At 62.7% G+C, this 14262-nt stretch carries 13 protein-coding genes; 7 read left to right on the plus strand and 6 right to left on the minus strand.

Annotated elements, in window-relative coordinates:
- The 3 genes from ACIOTL_RS02945 to ACIOTL_RS02955 all read left to right on the plus strand — a co-directional run bounded on the left by ACIOTL_RS02945 (position 1) and on the right by ACIOTL_RS02955 (position 2412).
- On the plus strand, positions 1–1110 hold the full coding sequence (locus ACIOTL_RS02945) for a zinc-binding dehydrogenase (RefSeq protein WP_400341722.1): 1110 nt from the start codon (positions 1–3) through the stop codon (positions 1108–1110).
- A 43-nt stretch (positions 1111–1153) separates the two neighbouring features.
- Positions 1154–2143 carry an ABC transporter substrate-binding protein gene (locus ACIOTL_RS02950; RefSeq protein ID WP_400341723.1) on the plus strand — a complete coding sequence of 330 codons (990 nt, stop codon included), beginning with the start codon at positions 1154–1156 and terminating at the stop codon, positions 2141–2143.
- Positions 2144–2262: 119 nt separating this feature from the next.
- Positions 2263–2412 (plus strand): hypothetical protein, encoded by a 150-nt coding sequence (locus ACIOTL_RS02955; RefSeq protein ID WP_166650762.1) that lies wholly within the window; start codon positions 2263–2265, stop codon positions 2410–2412.
- A gap of 82 nt (positions 2413–2494) precedes the next feature.
- On the opposite strand, the gene ACIOTL_RS02960 is transcribed toward ACIOTL_RS02955, so the two are convergent.
- Entirely contained in the window at positions 2495–3583 is a 1089-nt protein-coding gene (locus tag ACIOTL_RS02960; protein ID WP_105656455.1) for an alcohol dehydrogenase catalytic domain-containing protein, read from the minus strand.
- Positions 3584–3691: 108 nt separating this feature from the next.
- Between ACIOTL_RS02960 and ACIOTL_RS02965 the strand changes: the two genes are divergently transcribed.
- Entirely contained in the window at positions 3692–4774 is a 1083-nt protein-coding gene (locus ACIOTL_RS02965) for a zinc-binding dehydrogenase (protein WP_105656456.1), read from the plus strand.
- 79 nt (positions 4775–4853) lie between these two features.
- Here ACIOTL_RS02965 and ACIOTL_RS02970 read toward each other — a convergent pair whose 3' ends face one another.
- On the minus strand, positions 4854–5399 hold the full coding sequence (locus ACIOTL_RS02970; RefSeq protein ID WP_332498767.1) for a hypothetical protein: 546 nt from the start codon (positions 5397–5399) through the stop codon (positions 4854–4856).
- A gap of 213 nt (positions 5400–5612) precedes the next feature.
- Here ACIOTL_RS02970 and ACIOTL_RS02975 point away from each other — a divergent pair, with 213 nt between their 5' ends.
- Positions 5613–5999, plus strand: coding sequence for a nuclear transport factor 2 family protein (locus ACIOTL_RS02975; RefSeq protein ID WP_105656458.1), 387 nt, complete (start codon positions 5613–5615; stop codon positions 5997–5999).
- Positions 6000–6085: 86 nt separating this feature from the next.
- Here the strand turns inward: ACIOTL_RS02975 and ACIOTL_RS02980 are convergent, their stop codons facing one another.
- Genes ACIOTL_RS02980 through ACIOTL_RS02990 form a run of 3 tightly spaced genes read right to left on the minus strand, consistent with a single transcriptional unit; the run spans position 6086 to position 10170 of the window.
- Positions 6086–7231, minus strand: a complete 1146-nt coding sequence (locus ACIOTL_RS02980; RefSeq protein ID WP_400341726.1) for a flavin reductase — start codon at positions 7229–7231, stop codon at positions 6086–6088.
- Positions 7228–8658, minus strand: coding sequence for an MmgE/PrpD family protein (locus tag ACIOTL_RS02985; protein ID WP_105656460.1), 1431 nt, complete (start codon positions 8656–8658; stop codon positions 7228–7230). Before ACIOTL_RS02985 ends, ACIOTL_RS02980 begins: the two co-directional genes overlap by 4 nt.
- Before the next feature lie 15 nt (positions 8659–8673).
- Positions 8674–10170 (minus strand): 4-hydroxyphenylacetate 3-hydroxylase family protein, encoded by a 1497-nt coding sequence (locus tag ACIOTL_RS02990; RefSeq protein ID WP_133833894.1) that lies wholly within the window; start codon positions 10168–10170, stop codon positions 8674–8676.
- A gap of 247 nt (positions 10171–10417) precedes the next feature.
- On the opposite strand from ACIOTL_RS02990, the gene ACIOTL_RS02995 reads away from it, so the two are divergent.
- Both ACIOTL_RS02995 and ACIOTL_RS03000 read left to right on the plus strand, forming a co-directional pair.
- The gene (locus tag ACIOTL_RS02995) at positions 10418–11788 is read left to right on the plus strand and encodes an MFS transporter (RefSeq protein WP_388024837.1); all 1371 of its coding nucleotides are present in this window, start codon (positions 10418–10420) and stop codon (positions 11786–11788) included.
- Between the two features lie 168 nt (positions 11789–11956).
- Positions 11957–13285, plus strand: a complete 1329-nt coding sequence (locus ACIOTL_RS03000; protein WP_105662287.1) for an NtaA/DmoA family FMN-dependent monooxygenase — start codon at positions 11957–11959, stop codon at positions 13283–13285.
- Positions 13286–13288: 3 nt separating this feature from the next.
- On the opposite strand, the gene ACIOTL_RS03005 is transcribed toward ACIOTL_RS03000, so the two are convergent.
- Positions 13289–14227: a LysR substrate-binding domain-containing protein gene (locus ACIOTL_RS03005; protein WP_400341729.1), complete on the minus strand. Its 939-nt coding sequence runs from the start codon at positions 14225–14227 to the stop codon at positions 13289–13291.
- Positions 14228–14262 lie beyond the last annotated feature (35 nt).

Genomic DNA, 14262 nt, shown 5'->3' on the forward strand with positions numbered 1-14262 from the left:
ATGGCACTCAGCGCACGGGCAGCACTGGCAAGGCACGGCGATGGCAGCTTCAGCATTGAGGACATCCACGTTGATGCTCCGCTGGGCGCGGAATTGCTGATCGAAGTCAAAGCAGTTGGACTGTGCCAGTCCAATGCCCACCTGGCGGGCATGGATCTGGGCCTTCCCGCCCCGCTGCTGCTGGGCCATGAAGTCGCCGGGGTGGTGCTCAGCACCGGCAACCAAGCCTGCGGTTTCACTGCGGGCGACCACGTGCTGGCCGCCTTGATCCAGTACTGCGCGCAGTGTGCGCTGTGCCTTTCGGGCCAGGAATACCGTTGCGCCAACCGCCCCAGCACGCTGCGCACGGCCGGCCAAGCACCGCGCGCCAGCTGCAAGGATCAGCCGGTGATGCAGATGTTCGGCACCGGCGGATTTTCCCAGTACACCTTGGTGCATGCCAACCAGGCAGTAAGGATTCCCGAGGAGTTGCCCTTCGCCCAAGCCGCGGTGATGGCCTGCTCCACGCTGACCGGTGCCGGGGCAGTGTTCAACTCCGCCCAGGTGGCCCAGGGGCAATCCGTCGCAGTCATTGGCGCTGGAGGCATCGGGTTGAACGCGATCAATGCCGCCCAGATCGCCGGCGCTTCGAAGATCATCGCAGTGGATCTGAGCGATGAGAAGCTGGAACTGGCCCGCGAATTCGGGGCAACGCACACGATCAATGGCGGCAGTGGAGACGCTGTCGCCAAGGTCCAGGAAATCACCGGCGGCGGGGTGGATCATTCCTTCGAGATGATCAGCCTGCAGGCCACCAGCTTGCAGGCGGTGCGCATGACCCGTGTAGGCGGGGATGCCTATCTGGTCGGGTTGCATAAGCCCGGCGCGCAACTGCCGCTGGATGCCATGTCCGACATCATTGGGCCGCAGCGCAGCCTGCACGGGATCTATATGGGCTCTTCCAGCCCGCAACGTGATGTCCCCAAATACACCGAGCACTATCTTGCCGGGCGCCTCAAGCTCGACGCGCTCGTTGCCCGGGAACTTCATATCTCGCAGATCAACGAGGGCTTCGCAGCGATGAAGGCCGGGCAGGGCGTTGCCCGTTCGGTCATCACAGATTTCAGCTGATTGCCTGCCACTTCATATTCCCTTCAAGCACGACGAGGCCATCTTGAGAACTCCATCTTCCGCGCGCCGGGCCCTGCCCCTGTCCGCGGTCCTGCTCGTTTCCACCATGGCCTTGGCCTCTTGCGGCAACGCTGGGCAAGGCGCCGAAACACCGGGCGGCTTGATCCCGCTGAAGGTCTCGGTGGCCGGCATCCAGTTCGAGCCGGCTTACCTCGCCGAATCCCAAGGCTTCTTCGAAGAGCATGGCTTGGACGTTGAAATCATCAATGGCGCAGACCCCGCCGCCCAGATTGCTTCTGCTATCTCCGGCGAGGTGGACATCGCCACCGGTTCCTGGGTCAACGTCGCCACCTCCGTGGCAAAGGGCCTGCCGATCGAAGCGCTGGCTTCGAATGGCGTGGTCGACCCGGACGTCGATAACTCCGGAGTACTCGTCGCCAAGGACTCTGGGATTGCGAGGCTTGCCGATCTCAAGGGCAAGACCATCGGTGTCATCGGCGTGAAGACCGGCAGCGATCTGCCGGTCTTCCAAGCCCTGGAAGACGCAGGGGTGGGCGCCGACGAGTTCAGCGAAGCGGGCATGCCCTACGCCGGGATGCAGGCCGCGGTGGAGACCGGGACCGTTGACGCGGTCGTCCCCAGCGATGTCTTCTACCACCAGATGATTGCGGCCGGCTTCCCCTCCTTGGGCAACCCGGTCCGCGAGTACCAGGGGAATCAGCCGGGCACTTTGTGGCTAAGCACTTCCCAGTGGGCCGGTGCGAATCCAGATACTGCCAAGGCCTTCGTATCGGCCATGAAAGAGGCAGTGGAGTTCTACTCCGATGCAGCAAACCTCGAGGAAGTGCAGAAGATACACGCCGAGGTCAACCAGATTCCGGTGGAAAAAGCTCCAACGCGGTTCGCCTTGGCAGGCACCGCGTTCGATGCAGAGGCTTCCCAGTCAGGCCTGGATGCAATGGCACGCTTCGAGCTCATTGACAAGCCCGTAACAGTGGATGAAGTGCTCTGGGAGCACGCGTCTCGCAAATAACCAGCACCGGCAAATCCTTGGACAGCGACTGGCGCGATGCTAGGCTCACGGGAGCACGTTCTGCCCACGGAAGGTTCACCATGAGTTCGGCAATCAGTTACCTCACCGGAGGATTTCTGGTGTCTCTGCTTGTCACCCTGAACATGACCTGGAACCAGCACCTGCCCGGCATCACCGGGTCCGTGGCGGTTGCGCTCAGCTTCATCGGGTTGCTGGGCTGCGTCTTGTACGCCACGCGCATACAGCGCCGCGCGCAGACCGGAGAGTAGCAGCACCCCCAGAACATGAAACAAGGCCAGCAGATCAGTGAACTGCTGGCCTTGCTTCGTTCAGCGACCGGCGTCGATAAATCTAGAAGGTAATCACGCTTCGGGCTACCGCACCGCCGCGCAGCTGCTCGTATCCCTTGTCGATTTCATCCAAGCTGATATGCGCTGACACCAGTTCGTCGAGCTTGAAACGGCCCTGCAGATACAACTCGGCGTACATGGGGATGTCCACCTGGATATTGCTCGACCCCATGGCCACGCCACGGATGCCCTTCTGGCGTCCCATCAGGTCTCCAAATGGGGTGATGCTGATCTGCGCGCCGGGCTTGTGAACGCCAATCAGGTACGCGGTGCCGCCGATTTCCAGCATGGCCACCGCCTGCTCGCTGGTGGCTTGCAGGCCGATGACCTCGAAGGCATGCGTCACTCCCCCGCCAGCAATCCGCTTGACGGTTTCCACCGCATCGCCCTCCCCGCCGTTGATGACGTCGGTGGCACCGAAGACCTTGGCCAGCTCCAGCTTGGCCGGCTGCAGGTCGATAGCGATGATGCGGGTCGCGCCAGCCAGTTTCGCGCCCTGGATGACGTTCAGCCCGACACCACCGGCGCCGATCACGGCAACGGTATCGCCTGGACGGATGCGCGCGGTATTAATAGCCGCGCCAGCACCCGTGACCACTCCACAGCCAAGCAGCGCCGCGCGGTCGAACGGGATAGCGTCCGGAACCCTTACGACGGTGTTCTCATGCACCAGCACCTGTTCCGCGAAGCCGCCAACACCGATGAACTGGGTGAGCCGCTGCCCACCCAGGGACAATCGCGGATTCTGCTGCGCGGTGCGGTCGGTGTGCGAGGGCACGCGGCACTGGTAGGGTTTGCCGGTGCGGCATCCCTTGCAGACCCCGCAGCTGTGCACTGGAGAAGTCACCACGCGGTCCCCCACCGAGAGCGAGGTGACAGCCGAACCGACGCCCACGACCAGACCCGAGACTTCGTGGCCGAGCACCGCTGGCATGGGGAAGCCGATGTCCGACGTCGCCACGTGCAAATCCGAGTGGCACAGGCCGCTGGCCTTCACGTCAATGAGGACTTCATGGGCTTCAGGGTTGTCAATGCTGATGTCCAGGACATCAAAAGAGCCGGCAACTTCAGAAACGACTGCTGCTTTCATGCTTCCTCCAGAAAATAGTCGCGCAAAGGGGGTGACGCAGAACACTAATGAAAATATACTATTAGAAATAATGCATTTTTAGAAGAAGAATCTAACGAAGGATCTGCAATGCGCGCAGCGGTCATCAACTCCATCGGCGAAGGTTTCAGCATCGAGGAACTCGAAGTCGACGAGCCGCGGGGGCAAGAAGTTCTGGTGAAGGTCGAAGCCGCAGGCCTGTGCCACTCGGATCACATAGTTGCCACCGTAGACCGCGGGCGCCCCTTGCCGATGGTGGTCGGCCACGAAATGGCCGGCACCGTCATCGCGCTAGGCCCCGAAGCCACCGACTTCGAAGTGGGAGACCATGTCATCGCCACGGAAATCAGCTTCTGCGGGAGCTGCGAAGAATGCGTCAACGGAGCGACCTACCGCTGCTTGAATCCCCAGCATGCGCTGCGCGGACCGGATACCCCGGCACGCTTGACGCGCAACGGCGAGCGCGTAGAAGGCTTCGGCGTGGCCGGTTTCGCCGAGTACACGGTCCTGCACCAGAACAAGCTGGTCAGGGTGCCCAAGGAAATCCCATTCGCGCAGGCTGCTGTGCTTGGCTGCGCGACAGCCACCGGCGTGGGCGCGGTGCTCAACGCCGCCAAGGTTTCTCCCGGGGAAACCGTCGCGGTCATCGGCTTGGGCGGCATCGGCCTGAATGTCATCCAGGGAGCCAAGCTGGCCGGCGCCAAGACCATCATCGGCATTGACCTGCAGCCAGAGAAGCTGGAGCTGGCCAAGAAATTCGGAGCCACCCATGTCATCAACGGCGGCACCGAAGACGTGGTCAGCGCCATCCGCGCCATCACCGGCCGCGGAGTCCACCATTCCTTCGAAGCCATCGGCATTGCCCCCACGCAGCGCCAGGCCCTGGAAGTCGCCAAAACCGGCGGACACGTGTATTTCATCGGCATTCCCCAGGGCAAGCCGCTGGAAATGAATATCATGCTGGACCTGCTGATCCCGCAGCGCAATCTCCACGGCATCTACATGGGCTCCTCCACGGTCCGCAATGACATTCCCTACTACGCCGAGCTCTATCTGCAGGGCCGGTTGAATCTCGATGACCTGGTGGCGCAGGAGATCCAGCTCGACGAGATCAACGAAGCCTATGCAAAGCAGGAAACCGGGTCCATCGCCCGCAGCGTGATCCGCTTCTGATCCGCATGAGCAACAAGCTGCAGGCCGCGAACCAGTTTCCTGGTTCGCGGCCTGCAGCCCAGCTAGTGGCGGCCAGCCTCTATTTGCCTTCCTTGGCGGCCCGCTCCTTCTCGATGGCTTGGACCTGGGCAACCATGTCCGGAGCAAAGGCATAGAGCTTGCCCTCTGACTGATGGACCCAGAAGCGCCCGCACAGATCAGTCGTCTCGCTTTGGCCATCGGCTGGCCACCAGTCGGCATCCAAGGTGCGGGTAGCTGAGATCTCGTCAGGCTCGAGGTTCTTGGTGCGCGGGTCAGAAGCGTAGGCCTTGGCCAGTTCGGCTTCGGTCGGATTCCCAACGGTTTCCAGCGCCTTGCACTGTTCGCTGTCCAGCTTGCCGTCGTAGTTCAGCACGAAGATGCGTTCAGCGCCGGTATTGCGCTGGACCAGCTGAACGTCGGTGCCGCCGGACGGAACCCAGTCGGGCAGCACGCCATCGGCCACGGCCTTCTCTGAAGTTTTGGCAGTTCGAGTGGTGGATTCATCGTACTTGTCGACGAAGAGATCAGAACCGCTGCAGCCGGTGAGCAGGAGAGCGAAGGGAAGGGCGAGCGCGCCAGTGGCGAGGTACTTTTTCTTGAGCATGATTCCATCGTAGAAATTTCCGCGGCCCGGGGAATCAGCGATGCGAGGTAACTATCCCGTGCCCGGCTCATACCCTCGGCTGATAGTTTCCACTTCTGGGATCAACCCTGAAACTCCATCTCACCCAGTAAAAGCACTCGCTAATATCCGCACATCGCCACTGCTTATTGGTAGATTGCCTACGAACCAAACGCTACTTAGGAGCCATCACCGTTGACGACTATTGACCCTGCGGCACTTGAATCGGAACTGCGCATCGCAGAAGAACGGCGCCTTTCGGCCATGCTCGCCCGTGACCTCGAAACCTTGGGGAACCTGCTTGAGCCGGATTTGCAGTACACCCACTCCACCGGTCGTGTCGATGACCGCGACTCATTGCTGGAACTGCTCGGTTCCGGGGCCGTCGAATATTTGGCGCTCAGCCACGACTTCGAGTCCGTTACCCAGGAGGGCAACGTGGTGGTCGTCGAAGGCAGTATGAAAATGCATCTGATTTCCGGAGGCGTCGAAAAGCATCTGGCAACTGCCAACCGCACGGTGTGGGCCAAGACCGGCGGCCAGTGGAAGCTGCGCCTCTTTGTCGGGGCCACAGCGCAATAGGCCCGCACTTCGACGCTTTAAAAGCCACGGCGGCAGGCTGGATCTTCCAACCTGCCGCCTTTCCACAGTGGCTATCGCCTCAATGCCTAAACCTGGCCGCCATGGCGGGCCACTGCTTCACGAGCCAGCGCCTTGCCGAACTCGGTGTGCGCGGCAAGCGCTGCCTGGGCCGCTGGCGCGTCACCGGCAGCCAGCGCTTCGGTCAATTCTGCAACGTGGCGGTGGTCCAGCTGGCGCGACCACTGCTCTGCGGTCAGCGCTTGGCGCCAGACGGTGCCAATTCCCAAACGGCGGAAGGAATCCACCAGCTGGCTGGAGCCGGCAACGCCAACCAGAGCATCGTGGTAGGCGACATTCAGGGCCAAGAACTCTTCCAGGTCCGATTCCGAAGTCTCACGCAGGTCAGCCAGCTTCGCGGTGATCTCGCGCAGGCTGGAAATGGTCTCTTCGGAAATCTTGCCCAGGTGCGAGGCGATCACCCCGGACTCGATGGTGGCGCGCGAGTCGTAGGCCGAATCGGTCAATTCTGCGGTAATCGGCTTTGGCTGGTATTTTCCGGTTTCGGTGCGGAAGACCAGGTGCTCGCTTTCCAGCTTCACCAGCGCGTTGGCTACATGATCAGCGTCGGCCCGGGAAGCCGCGGCGATGGCATCCACGTCGAGGTCTTCGCCCAGTGGACTGGTGCGCAGCAGCACCCAGGTGCGGGTGGCCTGGTAGGCAGCCAACTCCTTGGTGGGCTCGAGGCGGCCCATGGTTCCGCGGTAGTAGGCCAGCGGTTCGCGGTCATGGGCTTCAGCGTGGCTGACCAGTCCCAGGAAAACGGTGTGGGTACCGCCGGTCGGGGTTTCGGCCACATGGCATACGATCGTGGCCAATGCGCCGTCAATCAGCGGGATGCCCTCCGCGGAGAGGGTATGCGGCACGGTAGCGAACTTGTCCTCGCCCTTGCGGCCGAAGTGGAAGGCCAGCGCGCCCTGGTCCTCGGCCAGGATGTTGATGCCGAAGACGCCTGCTTCAACTACCCGGTCATGGGTGGAGCTGGAGCGGTTCAGGCAAGCGAGCATCATTGGCGGTTCCATCGACAGGGAGGACACTGCCGAAGCGGTGGTGCCGTAGAGCTGGCCGTCCACGGCCGTGGTGATCACCGTGACACCGGAGGCGAAGTGGCCGACGACGTTGCGGAAGGTGTTCATGTCTACTGGGGCGACCGATTCAAGGTTGGTGATGCTCATGGGAGTTGCTCCTGGTAATTCGGGGTGAAGTTTCTAGCGGGGTCCAGCGCCGCCATCAGATCAGTCAGATCCGGTGCGCTGGCGAGGTGTTCGAGCTGGTGCTGCAACGCGTCCTTGCGTGCTGCCAGTTCTGGATGCGAGAACTCGAGATTCTTCGAGAACTTCTCAACTACCTGGTCATGCTCCAGGGGTGTGCGCAAGATGTTTCCGTCCGGGTGCTCCACGCGCACGTGGCGCACCTCGCCGCTGCGCAGCCGTGCAGTGATCTCCGCCGTCAGCCGCTGGCTGTTAGGCAGGGTGCCGGCTAGCTCGATGCGCCCGAGCATCTGCGCCAGCTCCGGGTCCGCCAGCGCGCTGGCGGTCAGGTGCTCGGGGCGAACCGTTCCGTGGATCAAGGCGATCGCCGCGGTGGCGTGCACCGAGAACAGGGCTGCCACGGTGCGGGTGTCCCCCGCCTCGAAGCGCGCCCCGACGAATCCGTTCAGGGTCCGCTCGCTCAGGTGGACGGTGAGGCATTCGATGTCCTTGTAGCCCACCGTGCCGTCGGCCACCAGTTCCGCGCAGGCCTGCAGCGAAGGCTGCGCGGCCCGGCAACTGGCAAAGGGCTTGATCGTGCAGTCCCCATGGAAGCTCACGCCAAGATCCGCCACCGCCAGTTCCGGCTGCGCGTCGATGCCGAACAGCTGGAAGTAGCCGTGCTTGCCGGTCAGCGGATCATCCGCCGCCTTCATGCCGGCTTTGGCCAGCTGCGCGGCGGAAATTCCGGCGCGGGCGGCGAAGGCCATGGGCAGCTTGAAGCCGTTGGCCCCATCGAAGATCGCCGCCACATTGCCCGAAGCCTGGTTGACCGCAATGCCGATGGCATGGCGTGCCTGCGCCTTGTCCAGGCCCAGCATCCGGCTGGCGATTCCAGCGGCGGCCAGGGCATTCAAGGTGCCGGTATTATCCTGCCCCGAGTACACGTCGAAGCCGCCGGCGATGGCCAGGCGGGCTGCCAGGTCATCGCCCAGCGCCAGAGCGGCCAGTGCTTCTTCTCCGGTGGCGCCGGTGGCTTCGGCCAGGGCCAGCACGACGGCCACGGTGGTTCCGGAGATGTGGGCGGCGACCTGCTTGCCGGCCGGGCCTTCGGCTTCCACCGGTTCGAAGTCGAAGGAGCGGATCAGGGCCGCGTTGACGAAGGCCGCGGAGGTGGCCGGAAGCTTGATTCCGGTACCCAGCACGGTTGCTTCATCGCCGTGGCCCCAGGCCTGCGCCGCTTCGATGAGTCCGGCAATGTCGTCGGCGCGGTGCCCTGCTAGCCCAACGCCCACCGAATCCAGCAGGCGCTGGTTCACGCGCTGGATCGTGGCCGTCGGCAGCTGGCCGTACTGGGTTTCCAGCAGGTGCTCGAGCAGCGCATCGAGCACATCGGGCGTCGGGTTAGCCATGATTTTCCTGCTTCCCTAGGCGCGCGTTGCCGCGGCGTCCAGGTCCAGTGCGGCCTGCTCGGCGATCACCGGGCTGATGCCCACCTCGGCGAACATCGCCTCGAAGGCACCGGTCTCGCCCTTCATCTGCGCCTTGCGGTGATCCAGCCCGCGGGCACGGCTGACCGACCCCAGGTAGAAGCGCTCGTACAGTTCGATGCGGCTGCCCAGGGCGGATCCGGCGAAGTCCCAAGCGGTGCGGAAGATCTTGGCGCGTTCCTCCGGCGCGATGCCGTTGGCTCCCGGCAGGTACTTCTTGAGCAGTGGGCCCAGGCGCGGGTCCTCGAAGGAGGCCGCGGTCGGGGTGGCCAGCAGGTTGTGGCTGCCCATGGACTTGATGATGTCGTTCACGCGGGCCATCCAGATGGGCATCATGGTGCGCAGCGCGGAGATGTCGTCGTGGCAGAAGAACGCCCCGCCGCCCCATTCGGACGCGTTGACCTCGGCCGAGTGGATCACGGCGCGGGCGATGCGCAGGTAGGAATAGATCTCGCCGAGCATCGATGCGGTGTCCGGCTTGTTGTCGGTGGCGGTGACCTTGGCCATCTGCACGCACAGGTCGTAGGCGAACTCCAGCTTCACCGAGGCGCGGATGGCGGTCTGCTGTTGGGTGTTGCCGGTGGCGGTGCCGGCGTTCAGGGAATTGTAGACATCGAGCTGGCCGTCGATGAACACGCGATCCCAAGGGACCAGCACGTCGTCGAAGATGATGACCGCATCCTGCTCGTCGAAGCGCGAGGAGAACGGCTTGTCCACTACCGGCTGGTCCACGCCGTAGTGGTCGCGGCAGACCGAGACCACGCCGCTGGTGGCGACCGGGATCGCGAAGGACAGCGCGTATTCCTCGTAGCCCTTCTGGATGGGCACCGCCGGGTAGACATAGAGCTCGTCGGCGATCGGGCCCAGGGTGGCGAGCATCTTCGCGCCGCGCACGATCAGGCCTTCAGCGGTGCGGTCCACCACGCGCAAGGTCAGCTCTTCATTGATGCCCTGCAGTTCGCCAACCGACTTGTCGATGGCCGCGTGCACGATGGTGTGGGTCAGCGCCAGGTCGTTTTCCTGCACATGGCGCCAGTAGTTCTCCAGACGCTCGTAGTAGACCGGGTCGCCGGACTTGGCGAAGATGTCCGGGCGCGAGGCGTGGCCGGCGAGCACCACGTTGACGTAGTCGGGGGTGCGGCCGAGCATGCCATTGGAGTAGCGGGCCAGGCGGTCGAACGCGCGGTGGCGGCGGGCGATGTCTTCTGCGTTCTTGGGACGCAGCAGGGAGACGTTGTGCTGTTCGCCAGTCTGTTCGTCGTTCATCAGGCAGTCATCGGCGTACTTGTGCTGGTAGTCGAAGTAGGCGGCCATGCCGTTGATCGAGCCGGCAAATGCCGGGTGCTCGGTAACGTCAATGCGCTGATCGCCCAGCCAGACCTCGCGGGAATCCTTGAGCCCTGCCAGGTACTGCTCTCCAGTGCGTGCACTCATCTTCGCTGCTCCTTATCGGGCGTCCCGCTGAGCGGGTTCAAAAATATATTCTGTGCATCAGTTTATATAACTCATGTGACCCAGATCAAGCTCTGGGCCGAAGAATTTTTCCAAACCCGCAAGATTACGCGGTTTTCAAGGGCCAAAGAAAATATTATCCGTCTTAAAATACGTAAAAAGTGGACAAGGTTAGTGAAATGAGCCACTATGGCTTAAGTCACATCAGCGATCAGGAAGGGTTCTCGACGTGTCCGACTCGCAACAGAACCAGCCAGTGCCGGCAATGGAGCCAAGCGACTCCCTCAACACCAAGGATTTGCGCCGCATTCTCGGATCCAGCTTCTTGGGCAGCGTCATCGAGTACTACGACTTCATCTTGTACGCCACTGCGGCGTCGCTGATTTTCGACAAGGTCTTCTTCGGCAACCTGAGCCCGGGCTTGGCACTCTTCGCCTCCTTCGGCACCTTGGCCGTCGGGTACATTGCCCGCCCGCTGGGCGGCATCGTCTTCGGCCACTTCGGCGACCGCCTTGGCCGCAAGAAGATGCTGGTGCTTTCCATGATGATGATGGGCGTAGCCACCGTTGCCATTGGCCTATTGCCGACTACCGCAACCATTGGCGCAGCTGCCCCGGTCATCCTGGTCTTGCTCCGCGTGGTCCAGGGAGTCGCAGTTGGCGGCGAATGGGGCGGCGCCACCCTGATGGCCTTGGAACATGCACCCGCTTCCAAGCGCGGTTTCGCAGCTTCCTTCGCTAACGCCGGAGCACCGGCCGGTGGCCTGCTGGCCACCTTCCTGGTTTCCTTCATCTCCTTCTCCACCGGTGATGCGTTCCTGGAATGGGGCTGGCGCATTCCGTTCATCTTCTCGGCAGTCCTGATCATCATCGGCATGGTGATCCGCCTGAAGGTCGCAGAAACTCCGGTCTTCCAGGAGCTGGATGCCAAGGCCTCCGAGCGCAAGCAGGAGCGCAAGACTCCTATCTCGCTGGTGCTGAAGAACCATTCGCGCACCGTGATCATCACCCTGATCGCTTCCCTTGGCTTCTACACCTGCCAGGGCGTGCTGACTTCGTGGGGCGTTTCCGAAGCCGCGGCCCAGGGCGTGGACCGCTCCTTTGTGCTGAACACCAAGGGCTACGCGGCAATGGTCACCATCGTGGTCTGCCTGCTGGCCGCCAAGCTCTCGGACAAGTACGGCCGGAAGATGATCCTGACCATCGGCGGCACCGCCGGCATCCTCTGGGCTTTCCCGGCAGTCTTCCTGATGAGCAACGGCACCGGCTGGGGCTTCGCAGTTGCAGTCATCGTCGGCAACGGCGTCATCCAGGGCATCCTGGCCGGACCGATCGGCGCCTACATCTCCGAGCTGTTCCCAGCTGATGTCCGCTACACCGGCGCTTCGCTGGCCTACCAGGGCTCCTCGACCCTTGGGGCCGGCTTCACCCCGATGATCTGCACCGCGCTGGCCGTCAGCTTCGGCATCACCGCCGTAGGCATCTTCTGGGTGGCAATCCTTATCGTCGGGCTGGTCGCCATCCGCATCAGCCCGGAAGGCGCCGCCCTGCCTCCCAAGGCAGCCGCGTCAGCGCCGTCCAACGCAAAGCTGAACGCCTGAACCCCGGCACTGGTCCGCGTATCAGTTGATACGCGGACCAGCTTTTAACACCTAACATCAATTTTTCTGAACCCTATGGCGCAAAAGTTCTCCATTTACGACTTTAGAGACTCTTGAAACCATGGACTCAGTGCTTCCCGTCACATCCGCAGGAAAGGATGAGTTTCAATGACTCCCAAGAACCCCCAGCACATGGTGCTCACGACCTTCATGCTCCCCGCTGGTTACCACAAGGACTCGTGGCGCATGGACGGCTCGCGCTCCGAAGAGCTGGCCAACCTGGAATTCGTCTACGACCTGACCAAGATGGCTGAAGACGCCAAGCTGGACGCCATCTTCTTCGGCGACATCGTCCATGCCAACACCGTGATGCGCGGCGATATCAAGATGAACGGCTTCTACGAGCCGATCTCGGTACTTTCCGCACTGGCAGCACGCACCAAGAACATTGGCCTGATCGGAACCGTTTCCACTTCCTTCTCGGAGCCTTACAACCTGGCCCGCCAGATGGCCGGACTGGACCACATGTCAGGTGGCCGCGCCGGGTGGAACATCGTGACCAGCTCCGATGGTTTCCAGAACTTCGGCATGGACTGCGCGCCGGATCCGGCCACCCGCTACCGCCGCGCCACCGAGTTCGTCGAGGTAGCCAACCAGTTGTGGGATTCGTGGGAAGACGACGCCGTCACCAACGACAAGGAGTCGGCATGGTACGTGGACACCGACAAGATCCACCCGATCAACCATGAGGGCGAATTCTTCAAGGTGCAGGGCCCGATCAACATGCCGCGCAGCCCGCAAGGCCGCCCGGTGCTGGTGCAGGCCGGCTCCTCGGGACCAGGCATGGAACTGGGCTCCTCGGTGGCCGATGGCATCTACACCGCGCAGCCGCTGAAGGAACCATCGGTGGAGTTTTACGCCAAGTTCAAGGCGATGGCGGCTGCCAAGGGCCGCAACCCCAACGACATCAAGATCATCCCGGGTATCCTGCCGATCCTCGGCGACACCCAGGCCGAAGCAGATGAGCTGGCCGAGGAACTGGCCAACCACATCCACTTGGAAAACGGCCGCGTGCAGGTGGGTGCCGATCTGAAGATGGATCTGTCCTCGCTGGACTTCAACGAGAAGATTCCCGCCGAGTGGTTCTCCGATGACCCCGCCCTGGGTTCGCGCTACCAGATCTACCGCCGCAAGTCGGTGGACCAGGGCATGACCCTGCGCGAGCTGATCGTTGACCTGGCCCGCTCCACCGGACACCAGTGGATGGCCGGCACCGCCTCGGCAGTGGCAGACCGCATGATCGACTGGTTCGATTCCAAGGCCTGCGACGGCTTCAACCTGAACGCCCCGTTCAACCCAGGCGGCTTCAAGCTCATCTGCGACAAGCTGATCCCTGAATTGCAGAATCGCGGCTACTTCCGCACCGAATACGAGGGCACCACCCTGCGGGATAACTTCGGATTGTCCTACCCGTCCTCGATCCGCACGCGCGTCTAGCCGCTAGCTGCGCCGGCCCGCATTCTCGAAGAGTTCCGCGGCGACTTCCACCCAGGCTTGGGCACGGGAGTTCAGCCGCGAACTGCGGGGCCAAGCCACCGAAACCGGAACCACGGCGATATTTTCGTCATCGAGTTTCAGCGGCTTGAGCACCACGTTCAGCTCTTCATAGGGTGCTTCCAGGGCCGGCTGCTGGAACAGCACAGCCACCCCGCGGCCGGTACTGACCAGCGAGCGCACGGTCGCATAGGAACGCGAGCGGTGCCGGATCATCGGTTCCAGCCCGCTGCCCTGGTACAGGCCGAGGATGCGCTGGGTGATCGGCTCGGATTCGAAGAGGACCAACGGCTCGTTCGCGATTTCACGCAATGACACCGAGGGGCTGGCCGTCAGCGGATGCCCGGAAGGCAGCAGTATCTGGGCCTCGGCCATCGCCACGGTGGCCGAACGCAAGGCTGGTGAGATCTCCGATCCGTAGAGGAAGGCGACATCGATGGAACCATCGAGCAGCGCATGCTGCATTTCCTGGTGGAACCCCTCCAGGAAATCGACCTCCACCTTCGGGCATTGCTGGGCAAAGGCACTGAGCATGGGCGGAATGATGATCGGGCCCAGGGGCATGAAGCAGCCAACGGTTAACGGGCCGGCAAGCTCTTCGCGGGTTCCCTGGCCCATGGTTTCCAGATCATGGGCCCGCTCCAGCAGTTCCCGGGCCTGGAGCAGCACGGTCTTGCCGGTCGCGGTCAACGTCAGCCCCTTGGCCCGGCGCTTGATCGCCAGCTCGGCACCGACGATGCGTTCGAGTTCCGCGATGGACATGGAAATTGACGAAGGCGCCAGATGCAGCCGGCGGGCAGCTTCGGCCATGGTTCCGGCCTCGGCCGCGACAACGAAGTGCCAAAGCTGGCGCAAGGTCAGTTGCGGGTGGGACACAAGATTCATGTCATCAAGCATGTTGATGACGGCATGAAACAAAG

The organism is Glutamicibacter sp. NPDC087673, assembly GCF_044743255.1.
Classification (GTDB): domain Bacteria; phylum Actinomycetota; class Actinomycetes; order Actinomycetales; family Micrococcaceae; genus Glutamicibacter.

What these genes read in the sequence shown, in the direction of transcription:
- ACIOTL_RS02945 (WP_400341722.1), top strand. Translation starts at nt 1, where the DNA reads ATGGCACTCAGCGCACGGGCAGCACTGGCAAGGCACGGCGATGGCAGC.
- ACIOTL_RS02960 (WP_105656455.1), bottom strand. Translation starts at nt 3,583, where the DNA reads ATGAAAGCAGCAGTCGTTTCTGAAGTTGCCGGCTCTTTTGATGTCCTG.
- ACIOTL_RS02965 (WP_105656456.1), top strand. Translation starts at nt 3,692, where the DNA reads ATGCGCGCAGCGGTCATCAACTCCATCGGCGAAGGTTTCAGCATCGAG.
- ACIOTL_RS02970 (WP_332498767.1), bottom strand. Translation starts at nt 5,399, where the DNA reads ATGCTCAAGAAAAAGTACCTCGCCACTGGCGCGCTCGCCCTTCCCTTC.
- ACIOTL_RS02980 (WP_400341726.1), bottom strand. Translation starts at nt 7,231, where the DNA reads ATGAGCATCACCAACCTTGAATCGGTCGCCCCAGTAGACATGAACACC.
- ACIOTL_RS02985 (WP_105656460.1), bottom strand. Translation starts at nt 8,658, where the DNA reads ATGGCTAACCCGACGCCCGATGTGCTCGATGCGCTGCTCGAGCACCTG.
- ACIOTL_RS02990 (WP_133833894.1), bottom strand. Translation starts at nt 10,170, where the DNA reads ATGAGTGCACGCACTGGAGAGCAGTACCTGGCAGGGCTCAAGGATTCC.
- ACIOTL_RS03000 (WP_105662287.1), top strand. Translation starts at nt 11,957, where the DNA reads ATGACTCCCAAGAACCCCCAGCACATGGTGCTCACGACCTTCATGCTC.
- ACIOTL_RS03005 (WP_400341729.1), bottom strand. Translation starts at nt 14,227, where the DNA reads ATGAATCTTGTGTCCCACCCGCAACTGACCTTGCGCCAGCTTTGGCAC.